Annotated in this window: 13 protein-coding genes; 10 read left to right on the top strand and 3 right to left on the bottom strand. The window is 61.8% G+C overall.

From position 1 onward, the window contains the following. Window positions 1–696 precede the first annotated feature (696 nt). The 5 genes from E2N92_RS06115 to E2N92_RS06095 all read left to right on the top strand — a co-directional run bounded on the left by E2N92_RS06115 (window position 697) and on the right by E2N92_RS06095 (window position 6,109). Window positions 697–1,209 carry a hypothetical protein gene (locus E2N92_RS06115; RefSeq protein WP_220682796.1) on the top strand — a complete coding sequence of 171 codons (513 nt, stop codon included), beginning with the start codon at window positions 697–699 and terminating at the stop codon, window positions 1,207–1,209. A 268-nt stretch (window positions 1,210–1,477) separates the two neighbouring features. Then, entirely contained in the window at window positions 1,478–2,320 is an 843-nt protein-coding gene (locus tag E2N92_RS06110) for a deoxyribonuclease IV (protein WP_220682795.1), read from the top strand. Window positions 2,321–2,483: 163 nt separating this feature from the next. Continuing rightward, window positions 2,484–3,611 (top strand): CPBP family intramembrane glutamic endopeptidase, encoded by a 1,128-nt coding sequence (locus E2N92_RS06105; protein ID WP_220682794.1) that lies wholly within the window; start codon window positions 2,484–2,486, stop codon window positions 3,609–3,611. A 279-nt stretch (window positions 3,612–3,890) separates the two neighbouring features. Then, window positions 3,891–5,408, top strand: coding sequence for a NosD domain-containing protein (locus E2N92_RS06100; RefSeq protein WP_220682793.1), 1,518 nt, complete (start codon window positions 3,891–3,893; stop codon window positions 5,406–5,408). A gap of 92 nt (window positions 5,409–5,500) precedes the next feature. Continuing rightward, a complete protein-coding gene (locus E2N92_RS06095) occupies window positions 5,501–6,109 on the top strand; it encodes a DUF2238 domain-containing protein (RefSeq protein ID WP_220682792.1) in 609 nt (202 codons plus the stop codon). 457 nt (window positions 6,110–6,566) lie between these two features. On the opposite strand, the gene E2N92_RS06090 is transcribed toward E2N92_RS06095, so the two are convergent. Beyond that, complete coding sequence (locus E2N92_RS06090; RefSeq protein ID WP_220682791.1) at window positions 6,567–6,728, bottom strand: hypothetical protein; 162 nt, start codon at window positions 6,726–6,728, stop codon at window positions 6,567–6,569. A gap of 137 nt (window positions 6,729–6,865) precedes the next feature. Then, window positions 6,866–7,783 carry a metallophosphoesterase gene (locus tag E2N92_RS06085; RefSeq protein WP_220682790.1) on the bottom strand — a complete coding sequence of 306 codons (918 nt, stop codon included), beginning with the start codon at window positions 7,781–7,783 and terminating at the stop codon, window positions 6,866–6,868. Window positions 7,784–8,101: 318 nt separating this feature from the next. Between E2N92_RS06085 and endA the strand changes: the two genes are divergently transcribed. From endA to pheT, 4 genes are read left to right on the top strand one after another with little or no spacing between them, the layout of a single operon-like run. Then, window positions 8,102–9,115, top strand: coding sequence for a tRNA-intron lyase (gene endA, locus E2N92_RS06080; protein WP_220682789.1), 1,014 nt, complete (start codon window positions 8,102–8,104; stop codon window positions 9,113–9,115). Window positions 9,116–9,123: 8 nt separating this feature from the next. After that, window positions 9,124–10,377, top strand: coding sequence for a tryptophan--tRNA ligase (locus E2N92_RS06075; protein WP_220682788.1), 1,254 nt, complete (start codon window positions 9,124–9,126; stop codon window positions 10,375–10,377). After that, window positions 10,377–11,810 (top strand): phenylalanine--tRNA ligase subunit alpha, encoded by a 1,434-nt coding sequence (gene pheS / locus E2N92_RS06070; RefSeq protein WP_220682787.1) that lies wholly within the window; start codon window positions 10,377–10,379, stop codon window positions 11,808–11,810. The genes E2N92_RS06075 and pheS overlap by 1 nt, the downstream gene beginning before the upstream one ends. Before the next feature lie 3 nt (window positions 11,811–11,813). Continuing rightward, complete coding sequence (gene pheT / locus E2N92_RS06065; RefSeq protein WP_220682786.1) at window positions 11,814–13,454, top strand: phenylalanine--tRNA ligase subunit beta; 1,641 nt, start codon at window positions 11,814–11,816, stop codon at window positions 13,452–13,454. On the opposite strand, the gene hisF is transcribed toward pheT, so the two are convergent. Beyond that, the gene (gene hisF / locus E2N92_RS06060; protein ID WP_220682960.1) at window positions 13,411–14,217 is read right to left on the bottom strand and encodes an imidazole glycerol phosphate synthase subunit HisF; all 807 of its coding nucleotides are present in this window, start codon (window positions 14,215–14,217) and stop codon (window positions 13,411–13,413) included. The two genes, pheT and hisF, sit on opposite strands and share 44 nt — an antisense overlap. A gap of 118 nt (window positions 14,218–14,335) precedes the next feature. Here hisF and E2N92_RS06055 point away from each other — a divergent pair, with 118 nt between their 5' ends. Next, on the top strand, window positions 14,336–15,562 hold the full coding sequence (locus E2N92_RS06055; RefSeq protein ID WP_220682785.1) for an adenosylhomocysteinase: 1,227 nt from the start codon (window positions 14,336–14,338) through the stop codon (window positions 15,560–15,562). Window positions 15,563–16,581: the final 1,019 nt, after the last annotated feature.

The following is a 16,581-nucleotide window of genomic DNA, read 5'->3' as shown; positions in this document are numbered from 1 at the left end:
TTGTAGAAAACATCCTCTTTTCATCACCACAACCCCCCTGTGACCTTCATCCATCACCTTCCCTCATGCTCACGCCGGGGGCGATTGCCGCCCGGACCCCTGGGATTGCGATAGGGTCGGGAAGGCGGAGAGATGACTACAGAGAGGGGGATGCAGTCCCCCTCCCTATCGTGATGCGGGGGGACCGGGGGGCGGCCAGCCCCCCGGCGAAGAGAACCATCACGATGATTTACCATGAAAATGATCCTGACGATCCTCTCTTCAGGTTTGCATGAGAGTTTGAACTCGCCATATTCCGTTGAAGCCGATACGAAGGGGATAGAAAATCCCTCTGATGGATCGGCCACCCCCAGTCGTCGAGATTTCCCTGCTGTCTCGCGCCGGGGGGAAACCCCCGGACCCCCCACGACGAAGATAGCCGGGGGGCGGCACGATGCTCGACTTCGATTCGCTCCTCGAACGCACGGATGAGGGTCAAGAACTGATCCAGATCTGATCTGATATTTTCATCGCGTATGCTTGAGGTGGGGCGCTCGCCTCATGCTGAATTCTACAAAGCCAAAAGAAGTCATTTTTCATACACAATATCCTTTGGGGGTCTTCAATGTCTATATTTCACGAATTCCAGATCGAAGTGCATATCTCTCAGGGCGTTGCACGATTCTGTGTCTTTTAAGATAACGAGGTCTTTTAAAAATGGATATGAAAATAAATCCGTTGGTTCTGCTGTTTTTTTCTGTCATTGCAGTTGTTTTAACGGTTGGATGTACTGATTCATCTCTCAGCGAAGGAGATACACACCTGCAAATACTCGATGGTGGTGCTGAAAATCAAAGCATTTCTTCCATCGACATTCAACCGGGTAATACGCCGGATACAACGACCCCCCCCCTTCCTTCCGCACCTCTGCCGGAACCCGCGTACGCGATCGGGGATGTGATCTCTTATGAGCAGGATTCAGACGTTGCAGAGGTCATTCTGGATTATGACTCTCAAAATGATGCGTATCAAACGGATGTGATCTTCAAATGGGACGAATATGATACCGGTGAATATGGGTGGTATCCGCACAGTGCTCCAGCGGGTACGTGGGGGTATCGCCTGGAAAGAAACGATTCGAGTTGGACCGATCGTACGTGTATGGAAAAATCCTATCCCTATGTTCTGGGACATGCCGATCCTATCGCTCTCAGAGAGGACTATGATTAACGAGGTCATCCCAAAACTCTCCAACTTTACCTTCACAGAAGATAGCGATGGATTCTGGTTGAAAGATCCTCACCCCCTCGTAGCGTAAAGAAGCACCTCTGGCCTTCCCATACGCTCGTGTCGGGGGCTCTGCCCCTCGGACCCCCGGGATGGCGATGGGGTCGGGAAGGCGACGCCGGGAGATCTCGACGAGAGCATCTCTCAAGACGCCCCCTCTCCCCCCTCCCGATCGTCACCCTCATCTCCTCCCCTCCCCCACCCTTCTCCCATGCTACGCGTCGGGTGTCATGTCTCGATCGCCGGTTCCCTGGCGGCGGCGGTGGGCCGCGCCGGGGAGCGGGGATGCACGACCTTTCAGATCTTCTCGCGGAACCCGAGGGGCTGGCGGTTCAAGCCGCTGACCGACGAAGACATCTCCGCCTTCAGAGAGACCCTCGAAGCCTCCGGGATCGGGCCGGTCGTCGACCACATGCCCTACCTCCCGAACCTCGCCTCGCCCAAAGAGGAGGTCTATGCAAAGTCGGTGACGACCCTTACCGCGGAACTCGGGCGGTGCGAGGTCCTGGGGATCCCGTACCTCGTGATGCACCTGGGCAGCCATCTCGGGACCGGGATCGAGGGCGGGAGACAGAGACTGATCGCAGGGATCCTCCGGGCCTATGAGGAGACAGAGGGCAAAACCCTCCTCCTCCTGGAGAACACCGCCGGGACGAAGAACAGCCTCGGCGGAACCTTCGAGGAGATTCAGGCAATCCTGGACGCCCTCCCAGAGGAGCGGGCTGCGGTCTGCTTCGACACCTGCCACGCCTTCGCCGCTGGGTACGATCTGCGCACCACCGACGCCGTCGGCGAGAGCCTCGACGCCTTCGACGACGTCATCGGGCTTGACCGCCTGCGGGTCGTCCACTGCAACGACTCGAAAGGCCCCCTCGGTTCCCACCTCGACCGCCACGAGCACATCGGCCTGGGTGCGATCGGCGAGGAGGGATTCCGCGCCTTCTTCTCCCCCACGGCGATCCGGCGCCTCCCCCTCATCTGCGAGACCCCGGTGGACGACCGGCGGGATGACGCCGGGAATATCAGGGTGGTGCGGGAACTCGCCGGGGCGTGAATCCGGCAGACCAGATCATCATGCCTTCCTCCATCTTCACCCCAGGGGCTCTTGCCTCCGGTATGCGTGGAGCGTGCTCCCCGGTTCGTGCCCAATTTTACACACCTGGAACCTGAGTCATCTCTATACCCCATGCCCACCGATCTAGAGGCACGGGAATTCCATGGACACACAGAGATTTCACCCCTATCTGGTCCTTCTCGCCCTGGTGGCCGGGGCGGTCGCCCTGGTCTTCGGGCTCTCCGGCGACCCGCAGAGCGACCTGGGGCTCTTCTTCTCCACCGGTGCCGAAGCGGCCCCCATCTTTCTGATCGCCACGCTGGCGTTCCTTGCCCTCGACCGCCCCCGCCTGCGGCCGGTCGTCTCGCTCCTGACCGTGCTCTTCGTCCTGGGACTTGCGCTGGTCGGCTGGTTCTTCTCCGTCGCCCCCTGGTATGGCGTCATGGGCGCCGGAGAGATGCCGGTAGAGGCTGCCGTGGTCCTCCTGGCAGGGCTGTTCCTCTCCCTCGGAGCATCTGCGCTCTGTTTTATTCTCTATTCGGTGCGGGTGAGGCGTTTTCTGGCACAGTGGATCCCGATCGACCCCGAGAACTTCGTCCACACCACGGCCTTCGTCGTCGTTGCGGCCATCGCCCTCCTGCCCCTCGTCCCCCTCCTGGTCCTCGGGCACCCGCCGCTCGTCGACCTCATCGGCGATCCTTCCATGGACTTCGGCGCACTCACCCCCACGGAAGCGGCGAAGACCGACCTCTACGGGCTGGTCTGGACCCTCGGCGGTGCGTTCCTCGCGGTGGGGCTCTTCGTGAAACGCTCCCTCCCTGAGGTGCTCGACCGTCTCGGCCTGGTCAGGCCAACCATCCGTTCCTTCTCCTTCGCCGTGGCGGTGGGACTCGGCCTGGTCCTGGTCTTCGGGGTGGTGGACCATCTCATCGTCGCCGTCTGGGAATACTTCGGGTGGTACGTCACCGACGAGGCCTACACCGAGGCGCTCTTCAGCGCGTATCTCACCCCGGTGGCGGCAGTCGTGGCGGCGATCGTCGCCGGCGTCGGGGAAGAGGTGGCGGTCCGCGGCGTCCTCCAGCCGCGCTTCGGGATCCTCCTCTCGGCCCTCGTCTTTGCCGCCCTCCACGCCTACCAGTACGCCTGGGACGGCCTCCTCTCGGTCTTCCTGGCCGGCCTGGTCTTTGCCGTCCTGCGGGCCAGGACGTCCACGACGGTCAGCGCCGTCACCCACGCCACCTATGACCTGGTCCTCTTCTCCCTGATGATCGCAGGGGTCGGCTGGATCTGATCCCGAAGACGCTCCCTCCCCCCCCCCCTCCCTTTTTTTGAGGGTCTGACCGTGTCATATTCTTCTTCGGGGTCCGATAATTTTTATCTGCATAGAGTTATCACAGAACGAATATATCCGCGCCCTCTTATTCTCTTATATGTCATCCGGTAATTTCCCTGTTGTCGTCTGTGGCATTGTGGGTATATCCCGGGTTGAATGGTGAAATTCTCCTGGAATTTCCTCTCATGAACCTCTCGATTTGCTTGAGCTTTCAGGCGCCCTGCAGGAGGTGAAGTCATGAAGAAAAAAAAGTATGATGGACCTGTGCTCGTGCTTGCATGTGCACTGATTCTTGCGACGCTGTGCAGTTGTGCCGTCCCCGCGGCGGCGACCGACATCGTCCCTGACGGAAAGTATCCGATCTGGATCAACGAATCCGGGCTCTACGCCCTGAAAGGAAACATTCTGACCGGAAATGTCTCTTCCGATTGGGCGATCATCATCAATGCCTCGGACGTCGTCCTCGACGGTGGCGGGTATATCATCGACGGTCAAGCGCTCAATGGTTCGAAAGTTGAAAACGGGATCGGGATGGAGGGGAGCAGCGCTGCCTCTCTGAGCAACATCACCCTCAGGGACATTACGATCTCAGGTTTCTATCGCGACATCATGTATGCGTATGTCGATGGAGGGGCGATTGAGGGATGTCGGGTAGCGATGGGCCGTCAATCCGGACTGTACCTCTATCGCTCGAAGAACATCGTCGTCGCGGGCAACACCATCGCTGACAATTTTATCGGTTTTGACCTCTATTCTTCCAATTTCAGCACGATCTACAACAATGTCTTCAAGAAAAACAAGGATGACCTCTTTTATGGGGGCAATCCGAACACCTGGAATGTCACCCGCCGCTCGGGCCCCAACATCATCGGCGGCCCTTCCATTGGTGGAAACTATTGGGGCCGGTACGCGAATGCGACCGATGGGAACAGCGACGGGTTCTGCGACGAGCCCTATGAGGTGTACAATAATGGTGAGGGAGTGGTCTTCTACGACATGCTGCCGCTCTTCTTCACCATCCCCCCGACGATTGAACCTACCACCGAACCAACCGCTGAACCGACCCGGGTCTCTTCGAGTGATGAAGGTGATGACTGGGCTGATCGTGTCAGTGCTCATGGCCCGATCCCTGCAGGCGGTCGGGCGGATTTCACCTTCCGCAATCTCCCGATCACCCGCGTCGACCTCTCGGTGACCTCGCCGGTCGGCGGGGCGCTCGTCGCGATCACCCCGAACGACCTTCCGCCGGATGCCGACGCGCCGGAAGGCAGGGCCGTCCTTGGGGTCTATGAGATCGTGATCAGGTATGTCGACGACAACCTCGATGAATGCCTGGTCTCCTTCGAGATCCCGGAGAACTGGCTTGCAGCGAAGGGGCTGAAGCCAGCAGACATCGTCCTGAAGTACTACGACGACGGGGTGTGGAAGGATCTTCCGACCGAACTCCTCCGTCTTGAGGGCGGGAAAGCATACTACCGTGCACAGGCCTCCGGCTACCCCTACTTTGCGATCGCAGAGACCAGGGGCGGAGCCGTGACCCCGACGCCCGTCGCGACTTCGGCAGAGGCGGAGGCAGAGGACACGCCTGTCACCAAGACTGAGGTTGGGACCGAGGTTGAGACCGAGGCAGAGACAACGGCCGCGACGACGGCACCCGATGCCGCTGAAACGACCGCGCCACAGCCTTCGCCTCTCTCCTGTCTGGCGGCGGCTGCGGCATGTGCTCTCGTCGTCCTCGTGATGCGGCGGGACTAAACTCATTTTATTTTTCGGGCCTGCAACCTGCCGAACCATGCAATGGCCCTGACTGTCAGATATATATCCCCGGCGTGCCATTCACCACTGCCATGATCTGGCGGTGGCCACCCGGTCAGGTTGCTGCGTACGTAGTCCAGGGCCTCATCCTCCTGAACGTCGGATACAGCGTTGCTATCGGGGACTATTTCCTGGCAATTGTCGGATTTTTTGGATTCCTGGTCACCACCGTGCCGTACATCGTCAGCAGACGCACCGACATCTGTATGCCCTGGGAGGTCAACCTCCTCATCGCCATCTCCCTGTACCTCCATGTGGCCGGGCATATCTCCGCATATTACGACCTCTTCTCGCCCTACTACGACAAGTTCGCCCATTTTGTCTCCTCGATCACCATCTCGGTCCTCGGGTTCGCGATGGTTCTCATCGTCGACCGGTACAGCGGTCTGCAACTGACGCGGCCGATGATCATCTTCTTCATCGTGATCTTCACGATGGCCCTCGGTGCGATCTGGGAGATCTACGAGTTCGCCTTCGACACCGTCTTCGGCACCGAACTCCAGCACGGCCTCGAGGACACGATGTATGACCTCATCTTCGACCTGGTGGGGGCGCTGATCATTGCTACGGTCGGGAACTTCTATCTCAGACGGGTGGAGAAAGAGGAGATGGTCAGGATGTTCCTGAACTCCGGGCATTGATGGCGATGGCAGGGGATTTCGAGATCTCGACCCGCCGGTTCCCCGCGCGACCGATAGGCGGGGGGCGGCGATGAAACCATATCTTCCAGATGCCCTGTTGCGAGGATCGGGATCCGCCCGCACCCTGAAGCGCTGCTCAGGAAATTTTCATCGCGTATGCTTGAGCCAGGGATTCATGTTGAATTGCTCATGAGGCGAAAGCACGCCTCAAGCATACGGGATGAAAATATCATCTCAGAACTGGATCAATTTTTGACCATCATCCTTGCGACCGAGGAGCGAATCGAAGTCGAGCATCATGCCGCCCCTCGGCCATCCTCGTCGTGGGGGGTCTCGGGGGGTTTCCCCCCGGCGCGAGATGGCTGGAAAATCTTGACGATTGGGGGCGGCCGATCCATCAGAGAAATTTTCTCTCCTCTGCGTATTGGTTTCAACAGGATATGGTGAGTTCAAAATCTCATGCAAATCTGAAGAGAGGATCGTCTGGATCATTTTTCCATGAGCATATCCCAAAACTCTCTAAGGCTTGACATCCTCTCGGACCGAAGCGCATCTTTCCAGAATTTTTCAACGCTTTCCTCCACTGGGGGACGGCAAGCCCCCCGTCAAAGAGAACCATCAAGAGGGATTCTACAAAGCCCTATTCTGGATATTTATGGGACTTGAAGCACCTCCAGAAGCCAGGTGGCGAACTTAGGCTCGAAGAAAAAAAGAAATCAAGAAGAGCAGAGTGCCGTATCCCGGCAGAAGAAATCTCTACCCTACGTTCATCCCCGCCCCTTCCGGCGACGGGGCGATCACCACGATCTCGGGAGGATCGTTCAACCGCAGATCGGTATGCAGATTCGAGGTCCCGATCCCGCGGCTGATATAGAGCGGCGTCTCTCCCTTCTGGACCAGTCCGGAGAACTCGAAATACCCGGCGTCATTCAACTCCTTCACGCCCGGGATCATGACCTGACCGCCGTGGGTGTGGCCCGCGAGGATGAGGTCGGCGTCCCAGTCGGCCCGGCACTCGGGTTCGTGGATGAGGTAGATGGTGAAGACATCGCTCTCCGGGACTGCGGGGGGATCGGCCATCCCGGCCCACCCGTCGTCGACACCGACGATCCGCACCGGCGTGCCGTCGATGGAGAGTTCGACGACCTCGTTTCTCAGCACATGGACACCGGCGCGCTCGAGTTCGGCCTCGAGCGCATCGGCGAACTCGGTGTCGGTGGTCTCGTCCCTGAGCATGCTCATGTCGTAGCCCTCCACGGTCCGGTCGGTCTCCGAGACGGCCAGCACCTTCTGCAGACCGCTGACCGTGCTCACCCCGGACTTATAATCGTGGTTGCCGAGGACGGCATACACCGGGGCATCCACCTCCCACCAGACCTGCTGGAGGGAGAGGTCGGGTTCCTCGCCATAGACGAAGTCACCGCCGATGAGCACGACCGATGGGTGCATCGCATTGATCTCCTGGATCATCTCTCTGACATGGTCGAGGTTGCTCTCCTTCAGGTGCGGATCGGCGATGAAGATCACGCCCTCGGGCGCCCCCTCGAGGGCGAGGGTGGTGGTGGAACTGCTCTGCCCCTCCCAGGCCATGTAGGTGAAGAGCATGGGCGAGCAGATGACGAGGCCGATGACCACGAAATATCTGGCTTTCAGGTCTGGTAGTCTCACGTTCATGGATGATCTTCCCTGGATCGCGGTTGACCTGTGGGGTATAAAGGTGGTGGTGTGACGGCATGACCGTCGGCCCGGCAAGGTCTCGAATTTATCGCAGAATCGGAGAATATAGAAATTTTAGCGATATGATCAGATTAATATATCACGGGATTGGTCTGGCATCCCGGAGAAGATGCCTGGAGAGTTTTTCGCAGACCCGACCACCCCGGCCGCGCTTACCCGGTATATTCACCTGCCGGTCTGAGAAAAAAGACGCCGCTCCGCGGTCTGGCAATTCCCCATCCTATTTAACCCCTGCCCCCCCAGTACTCTCCTTACGTGAAGGCGACATATGACGGTACCTGGCTCTGGCTCGGGCAGGACGGGCTCGCTCTCTACGAGAGCGGGGGCTACGGCCGGCCCGGCAAGGGGAAGCTCCGCCTCGCCCCTGAGGAAGGACTCTACCTCCTGGTGCGCAAGCGGATAGAACTGCCCGGCTACGACTTCGAGAAACTCCTGCAGGAACTCTCGAAGGACCCGGTCTTCTTCAGGCGCTACCTTGTCTACCGCGATCTGCGGGAGCGGGGCTACGCCCTGCAGACCGGCCCGCACGACTTCCGGGTCTTTCGGCGGGGCGAGCGTCCGGGCAAGGGACAGTCATATTATCTGGTGCGGGTGCTCGCCGAGCGCGACCTCGTCGACTTCGCCTGTGTCGCCGCCGAGGTGGAGACCGCCGGGAATATGCGAAAGACCTACCTCATCGCCGCCGTCGACGACGAGGGCGAACTCACCTACTATGAGGTGAAGGTCGACCACCTTGCCGGGGCAGAGGGCGAGGACCCTGTCGGGGAGGGGACGGCCCGCGGGGAAGCCTTCGGCCCGACCGGCCTGGTCGCGACCGGCACGGCCCCCTGGCTCCTGGAAGAGGGCTACGGCAAACCTTTCGACCAGGAACGGACGATGCTCTCCCCGGCCGAGATCCTCTATCTCATGGACGAGAAGAGGCTGACGCTCACCGAGAACGGCGCTCCGCTCACTCGCGAGGCCTACCAGGCAGTCGCCGCCGGCGCCGACAGCGAGATCGTCGAAAAGGCCGTCCTGTACACCGACCTCCGCCGGCGCGGCTACGCCCCCAAGACCGGGTACAAGTTCGGCCACCACTTCAGGGTCTACGGCGGCGGGGTCAAGCACTCGCTTCTCCTCGCCCACGCCCTCCCGGCCGGGACGACCCTCACCATGGCCGCGATCTCCCGTTCGGTCCGCCTGGCACACAGTGTCAAAAAGAAGATGTTGTTTGGTAGTGTACATAACAACGATATCCAGTATATCGAGTTTGCACGAATAAAAATGTGAGAATCGACATGACACAGGGGATCAATCCATGGGCAAGCAATCAGTCGATCGATGTCGGGAAACTCTTTTCCGAGTTCGGCATCGAGCCGATTGAGGACGTCACCGCCGGTCTCCCGACCGTCCCCTCCTTCATGCGCAGGGGGGTCGTCGTCGGTCACCGGGACTATGGGCTGATCGCAGAGGCGATCAGGGAGAAGAAACATTTCAACGTGATGACCGGGTTCATGCCCTCGGGCCACCCGCACCTGGGCCACCTGATGGTGATGAAAGAGGTGGCCTGGCACGTCGCCCAGGGCGGCACCGGGTACATCGGCGTCGCCGACCGTGAGGCTCACGCGGTGCGGGGGCTCTCCTGGCGGCAGTGCAAGGAGTACGGGCGCGAATATCTCGCGTGCCTGTATGCCCTCGGGTACGAGGGGCACACCTACTACCAGAGCGAGAACACCGCTCTCAAAGACCTCGCATTCGAGGCGGCCATCAAGATCAACTTCTCCGAGCTCTCGGCGATCTACGGTTTCAGCCAGGAGACGGCCCTTGCCCATGCGATGAGCGTCGCCACCCAGGTCGGCGACATCCTGTACCCGCAACTCGACGGCGGTCCGGCCCCGACGGTCGTGCCGGTCGGGATCGACCAGGACCCCCACATCAGACTGACGCGCGACGTCGCCTACAAACTCCGGCTCTTCACCGTGGAGCAGCGGGAGGGATACGTCAGCGTCCGGAGCAAGAACGCCCCCGCGGCTGCGATCGACGCCGTCCACGCCGCGTATCCGGGCTCGAAGCGGTACGAGGCCCATGTGGACATCCCGGGCGCCGACCTTGCCGGGGTCGAGGCGCGGGTGCGCGGGATCGAGATGGAGCACGGCGGGTTCGGGTTCTTCCTCCCCTCCGCGACCTACCACACCTTCATGCCCGGTCTGCAGGGCGGCAAGATGTCCTCGAGCGTCCCGGAGAGTTTCATCTCCTTCTGGGAGAGCGACAAAGACCTCAAGAAGAAGGTGATGGGGGCGCTCACCGGCGGGCGGACGACTCTGGAGGAGCAGAAGAAACTCGGCGGCGAGCCCGAGAAGTGTCCGGTCTATCTGCTCAACCTCTTCCATATGGCTCCCGACGATGAGGAACTCGTCGAGATCTGTCGCCGGTGCCGGGACGGCGAACTGATGTGCGGCACCTGCAAGAAGGAGACGCTTGCACGGACGAAGGAATTCCTGAAAGACTTCAGGGAGAAGATGGACGAAACAGCACACCTGGTGGAAGGATAATGGCTGACCTCACCTTGAATGAGAAGAAACTCCTCGTCGCCCTTGCCCCGCTCGGCGAGGCCGGGGCCGGCGACCTTGCCGCGGCCCTCGAGACGACGGAGGAGGCGGCTGTCCAGTATGCCAACCTCTGCGCCGAGCACGGGCTTGCAGCGGTCGAGCGGCTGAGCACGACGACCTACACCCTCACCCCCGAGGGCGAGGAGTACCGGGAGCACGGCCTCCCTGAGCGCCAGATCTACGAGAGTTTTGCGGACGCGATCTCGATGAAGGACCTCCAGGCCCACCCGCTCTCGCGTATCGGGATCGGGTGGCTCAGGAAGAAAGGCTGGGTCGCGATCACGAAGGGCGTTGCCGAGAAGACCGGCGAGGCCCCGGCGGGCGAGGACGAGATCGCCCTCGTCGACCCGAAGGACGGGATGTCGGGCATCGCCGACCTGCTCAAGCGCAACCTCGTCGAAGAGCACGAGGCGGTCTCGTACCGTGTCGCGATCACCCCCGCAGGCCGGGCCCTCGTCGAGGCCGGGCTCGACCTAGTCGAGGAGACCGGCACGCTCTCCAGGGAAGAGATCATCACCGGGTCGTGGCGCGAGGCAAAACTCAGGCGGTACAGCCTGGAGACCCCGCCGAAGCGCGTGTACCCGGGCAAGGTTCATCCGTACCAGCGGATCATCGACGAGGTGAAGCGGGTGCTCCTGGACATGGGCTTTGTGGAGATGCAGGGCGAGATCGTGCAGAGTGCTTTCTGGGACTTCGACGCCCTTTTCCAGCCCCAGGACCACCCGGCCCGCGAGATGCAGGACACCTTCTACCTGGACCAAACCGAACCGATGCCCGAAGGATGGGAACGGGTCCGCGACATGCACCTTTGCGGCGGCGAGACCACCTCGACCGGGTGGGGCGGCGTCTGGGACGAGGAAGTGGCGCAGAAATGCGTGCTCCGCACCCACACCACCCCGCTCTCGGTCCAGTACCTCATCTCCCACCCCAAACCCCCGGTCAAGGCCTTCGCCCTCGGCCGGGTGTACCGGCGCGAGGCGATCGACCCCACCCACCTGCCCGAGTTCGAGCAGCTGGAAGGGATCGTCATGGACGACGGGGTCTCGTTCAGGCACCTCCTCGGGTTCCTCAAGGAGTTCTACAACAGGATGGGCTTTGACGAGGTGCGGTTCAGGCCGGGCTACTTCCCGTACACCGAACCCTCGGTCGAGCCCGAGGTCTGGGTCGACGGCCTGGGCTGGGTCGAACTCGGCGGCGCCGGGATCTTCAGGCAGGAGGTCACCGCCCCGTGGGGGATCGAGACCCCGGTCCTCGCGTGGGGGCTCGGGATCAGCCGGATCGCGATGCTCCGGCTCGGCCTCAAAGACCTCAGGCAGCTCTACCGCAGCGACATCGAGTGGCTCAGGGAGAGCCCGGCGATCAGGAGGCAGGAGTGAGTCATGGCAGTCATCACCCTCAACTACGAATATCTGGAACGGCTTGTCGGTACCGATAAAGAGACCATCCTCGAACGCATGCCCCTCATCGGCTCGGATATCGAGCGCACCTTCGACGACCACGTCGATGTGGAGTTCTTCCCCGACCGCGTCGACCTGTACTCGACCGAAGGCGTGGCAAGAGCGATGCGGGGATACCTGGGGATCGAGGAAGGACTGCCCGAGTACGAGGTCACCCCCTCGGGGATCGCCTTCTCCGTCGACCCGGCCCTCGCCTCCATCCGCCCGCACCTCGGTTCGGCCGTGATCAGGAATGTCAATCTTGACGAAGCCGGGATCGAGAGCCTGATGGCTCTCCAGGAGTCTCTGCACTGGGCCCTGGGCCGCGGCCGGCGAAAGGTGGCGATCGGGGTCCACGACATGGACACCGTCACCCCGCCCTTCCGGTACCTCGCCTCGCCGCGGGACCGGCGGTTCGTCCCGCTCGACTTCGAGGACGAACTCTCGATGGAGGAGATCCTTGCCGAGCACCCGAAGGGCCGGGACTATGCCCGTCTGGTCGAGGAGTTCGAGCGCTTTCCGCTCATCGTCGACGCAAACGATCAGGTGCTCTCCTTCCCGCCGATCATCAACGGCGAACTGACCCGCGTCACCACCGGCACCAGGAACATCCTCCTCGACTGCACCGGCACCGACGAGCGGGCGGTACGGATGGCGGCCAACATCATCTGCACCGCGCTCGCCGAGACCGGGGCGACCATCGAGAGCGTCGAGATCGACGGCACGCCGTACCCCGACCTTTCCCCCGCAGAGCGGGTCGTGAGCGCGGCCGAGTGCGTCCGCCTCCTCGGGATCGACCTCACGGCCGACGAAATGGCGGCGCTCCTGCGTAAGATGCGCTTCGGTGCCGAGGCCCTGCCAGATGGAAAGGTGCGGGTGCTTGTCCCGGCGTACCGTGCCGACATCATGCACGACTGGGACATCTTCGAGGACGTCGCCGTCGCGTACGGCTTCGACACCTTCGAGGCCGCCCTCCCGCCGACCTTCACCACCGGCCAGGAGCATCCCATCGCCGTCCTCCAGCGCGAGATCCGCTCGATCTTCACCGGCATGGGCTACCTGGAGGTGATGCCCTTCACCCTCACGAGCGAGCGGGTGCTGTACGAGCAGATGCGGCGCGAGCCCTCGCCCGAGGTGCTCAGGGTCGCCAAACCGATCTCAGAAGAGCAGACCGTAGTGCGGACCGAGATCCTCCCGCTCCTCATGGAGATCCTGGAGATCAACTGCCACCGCGAACTCCCGCAGCGGGTCTTTGCGACCGGCGACGTGATCCGCGGGACCCACACCACGCAGACCGTCGCCGCGGTCTCCATCCATCCGGGCGCCGACTTCTCCGAGGCCTACGCCATGATGGAGACCCTCTGCCGCGAGTGCGGCGTGGCGGCCGAGTTCGCCGAGTCAAAAGATCCGGCCTTCATCGACGGCCGGCGCGGCGACGTCCTGGTGGACGGAAAAAGAGTAGGGGTCTTTGGTGAGATCTATCCCGACGTGCTCACCGCCTTCTCCCTCGAGCACCCGGTGGCGGCGCTCGAACTCGACCTTACCGCCGTACCTGGATACCCCGTCCGGCCAGATACTCCTTGACCTGGCTGACGGTCATCTCCCCGTAGTGAAAAACGCTCGCGGCAAGGCAGGCGTCGGCCTTGCCGAGGGCGAAACCTTCCCAGAAATGCTCGAGGGTGCCGACGCCCCCGCTCGCGATGACCGGGATGCCGACGCGTTCGGAGATTGCACGGGTGATCGGGATGTCGAACCCGGCCTTCGTCCCGTCGGTCTCCATGCTGGTGAGCAGGATCTCGCCGGCGCCCCGTTTTTCCACCTCTTGTGCCCACTGTACGGCGTCGAGGCCGGTCGGGTGCGACCCGCCCATGGTCACCACCTCGTACCAGACCTCGCGCCCGTCGGCCAGGACGACCGGCGTCGTCCCCTCCTTCATCTCCGGGTTTGCCCGCACGTCGATGGCCACGACGACGCACTGCGTCCCGAACCGCTCGGCGGCCTCGGTGATCAGGTCGGGGTCGGTGACGGCGCTGGTGTTGAGGGAGACCTTGTCCGCCCCGGCCCTGAGCACCTGCTGGATGTCCTCGATGCTGCGGATCCCGCCGCCGACGGTGAGCGGAAGGAAGAGTTCGTCCGCGGCACGTTCGATGACCGGGATGATCGTGCCCCGGTTCTCTTTCGAGGCGGTGATGTCCAGGAAGACAACCTCGTCCGCGCCCTGTTCGTTGTACCTCGCGGCCAGTTCCACCGGGTCGCCGGCGTCCCGCAACCCTTCGAAGTGCGTCCCTTTCACGACCCGCCCGTCCTTGATGTCGAGGCAGGGGATGATCCGTTTGGTGAGTGGCATGTCCATACGTCTGACCGCTCCGGGCATGAGCGTTGTGGACGCGGGGCCGCAGCACGACTTCATACTTTTTATGGCCTGGGCCGCGTAATAGAGATGGACACGAGGCTCTGGTGAAAATATGAAGACAGGTCAGCAGAAGATGGACTGGGCCAGGCAGTACATGCCGGTGCTCGGCAGCATCAGAAAGGAATTCGAGGAGACGAAGCCCCTCGCCGGCGTGACCATCGGCATGGCCCTCCATGTGGAGGCCAAGACCGCGGTGCTCGTCGAGACCCTGGCGGCCGGCGGGGCCGAGGTGTATATCACCGGATGCAACCCCCTCTCCACCCAGGACGACGTGGCCTCGGCCCTTGGCAAGGTGCCGGGCGTCCACTGCTATGCGAAGCGGGCGTGCTCGAACGACGAGTACTACGCGGCGATCAACCGGGTCCTCGACGCCCGCCCCTCGATCACCATCGACGACGGGATGGACCTGATCCACGAACTCCACACCCACCGGCAGGACGTCCTCAAGGATGTCGTCGGCGGGTGCGAGGAGACGACGACCGGGATCCACCGTCTCCGGTCGATGGCGGCCGAGGGTGCCCTGAAGTTCCCGGTGGTCGCGGTGAACGACACCCCCATGAAGCGGCACTTCGACAATGTCCACGGGACCGGCGAGAGTTCGCTGACGGCGATCATGGCCACGACCAACGCCCTCATCGCCGGCAAGGTGCTGGTGGTGGCCGGGTTCGGCTACTGCGGGCGCGGCGTCGCCAGGAAGGCCCGCGGCATGGGTACGCGGGTCGTCGTCACCGAGGTTGATCCCAGGCGGGCACTCGAGGCCCATATGGAGGGCTTCGACGTGATGCCGATGGACGAGGCGGCGAAGGTCGGCGAGATCTTCATCACCACCACCGGGAACACCTCGGTCGTCACTGCACAGCACTTCCCGCTCCTCCGTGACGGGGCGATCCTCTCCAATGCCGGCCACTTCAACGTGGAGATCGACGTGGCATGGCTCGAGGAGCACGCCGACGCGGTCGAGCGCCGGGACGGCATCGACACCTACGTGCTGGCCGAGAAGAAGGTCCATGTCCTGGCCCAGGGCCGCCTGGTCAACCTCGCCACGCCGAAGGGGATGGGTCATCCGATCGAGGTGATGGACCTCTCCTTCGCGCTCCAGGCGCTCTCCGCCCTCTATATGGTCGAGCACGGGAAGGACCTGGCGCCGGGCGTCTACGACGTCCCCAACGCCATCGACGAAGAGGTGGCGACGCGCAAACTCGCCGCCCTCGGGATCGCGATCGATGCCCTGACCGAGGAGCAGAAGACCTATCTCTCGGCCTGGGATATCGGGACATAATCTTTTTTTTCGGCCGTGGAGAATTCGGCATGAACCTCTGGCTTGAGCATACGCGATTGAACAGAGTTCAGAGAACTTCTCTCAATCGCGACAGCGCACTCGGAGGACAGTGCTCAAGTGCCGCCCCCACCGCAGGATCTTTCCTGTAATCTTGCACCGATCACTGAATCTTCTCTGTCATTGTGCGAGAGGATAGATCGGGGGACGGCAACAAAGATCGACCTTCTCCCGTCCGCTCCTATCTTCGGGGTCATGTTAACGGGACGGCGTCATGATCAAACCATGCCGTCCGACCTTCACCGGATCTGTTCTGCCGTCTCGCGAGAGGATAGGACGGGGGACGGCATCACGCGTGGTTCCTGTTGAAGAATGATCAGCCCTTCCCCGTCCGCTCCTATCTTCGGGGTCATGTTAACGAAACGGCGTCATGATCAAACCATGCCGTCCCACCTTCGCCGGATCTGTTCTGCCGTCTCGCGAGAGGATAGGGGGGGGGACGGCGATGAAGTAGTGTGCTCTCTCCCGTCCGGTTCAATCTTCGGGGTCATGTTAACGGGACGGCGTCATGATGATCAAACCATGCCGTCCCCTCATCATCGGATCTTTCCTGCCGTCTCGCGAGAGGATAGAGCGGGGGACGGCAACAAAGATCGACCTTCTCCCGTCCGCTCCTATCTTCGGGGTCATGACAACGAAACAGCGTCGTGATCAGATCACGCCGTCCCCTCATCATCGGATCTTTCCTGCCGTCTCGCGAGAGGATAGGACGGGGGACGGCAACAAAGATCGACCTTCTCCCGTCCTGCTCCTATCTTCGGGGTCATGACAACGAAACGGCGTCGTGATCAGATCACGCCGTCCCCTCATCATCGGATCTTTCCTGCCATCTCGCGAGAGGATAGGACGGGGGACGGCAACAAAGATCGACCTTCTCCCGTCCGCTCCTATCTTCGGGGTCATGTTAACGGGAAGGCGTCGTGATCGGATCACGCCGTCCCCTCATCATCGGATCTTTCCTG

Source organism: Methanofollis formosanus (genome assembly GCF_019633745.1).
GTDB classification, from domain to species: domain Archaea; phylum Halobacteriota; class Methanomicrobia; order Methanomicrobiales; family Methanofollaceae; genus Methanofollis; species Methanofollis formosanus.
This window is presented reverse-complemented; position numbering and strand designations above follow the sequence as displayed.

Excerpts from the sequence above, each read along its gene's own strand:
- E2N92_RS06095 (WP_220682792.1), top strand. The coding sequence starts at position 5,501 with ATGATCTGGCGGTGGCCACCCGGTCAGGTTGCTGCGTACGTAGTCCAG.
- E2N92_RS06105 (WP_220682794.1), top strand. The coding sequence starts at position 2,484 with ATGGACACACAGAGATTTCACCCCTATCTGGTCCTTCTCGCCCTGGTG.
- E2N92_RS06110 (WP_220682795.1), top strand. The coding sequence starts at position 1,478 with ATGCTACGCGTCGGGTGTCATGTCTCGATCGCCGGTTCCCTGGCGGCG.
- E2N92_RS06085 (WP_220682790.1), bottom strand. The coding sequence starts at position 7,783 with ATGAACGTGAGACTACCAGACCTGAAAGCCAGATATTTCGTGGTCATC.
- E2N92_RS06055 (WP_220682785.1), top strand. The coding sequence starts at position 14,336 with ATGAAGACAGGTCAGCAGAAGATGGACTGGGCCAGGCAGTACATGCCG.
- E2N92_RS06090 (WP_220682791.1), bottom strand. The coding sequence starts at position 6,728 with ATGGTTCTCTTTGACGGGGGGCTTGCCGTCCCCCAGTGGAGGAAAGCG.
- pheT (WP_220682786.1), top strand. The coding sequence starts at position 11,814 with ATGGCAGTCATCACCCTCAACTACGAATATCTGGAACGGCTTGTCGGT.
- E2N92_RS06115 (WP_220682796.1), top strand. The coding sequence starts at position 697 with ATGGATATGAAAATAAATCCGTTGGTTCTGCTGTTTTTTTCTGTCATT.
- E2N92_RS06100 (WP_220682793.1), top strand. The coding sequence starts at position 3,891 with ATGAAGAAAAAAAAGTATGATGGACCTGTGCTCGTGCTTGCATGTGCA.
- pheS (WP_220682787.1), top strand. The coding sequence starts at position 10,377 with ATGGCTGACCTCACCTTGAATGAGAAGAAACTCCTCGTCGCCCTTGCC.
- hisF (WP_220682960.1), bottom strand. The coding sequence starts at position 14,217 with ATGCCACTCACCAAACGGATCATCCCCTGCCTCGACATCAAGGACGGG.
- E2N92_RS06075 (WP_220682788.1), top strand. The coding sequence starts at position 9,124 with ATGACACAGGGGATCAATCCATGGGCAAGCAATCAGTCGATCGATGTC.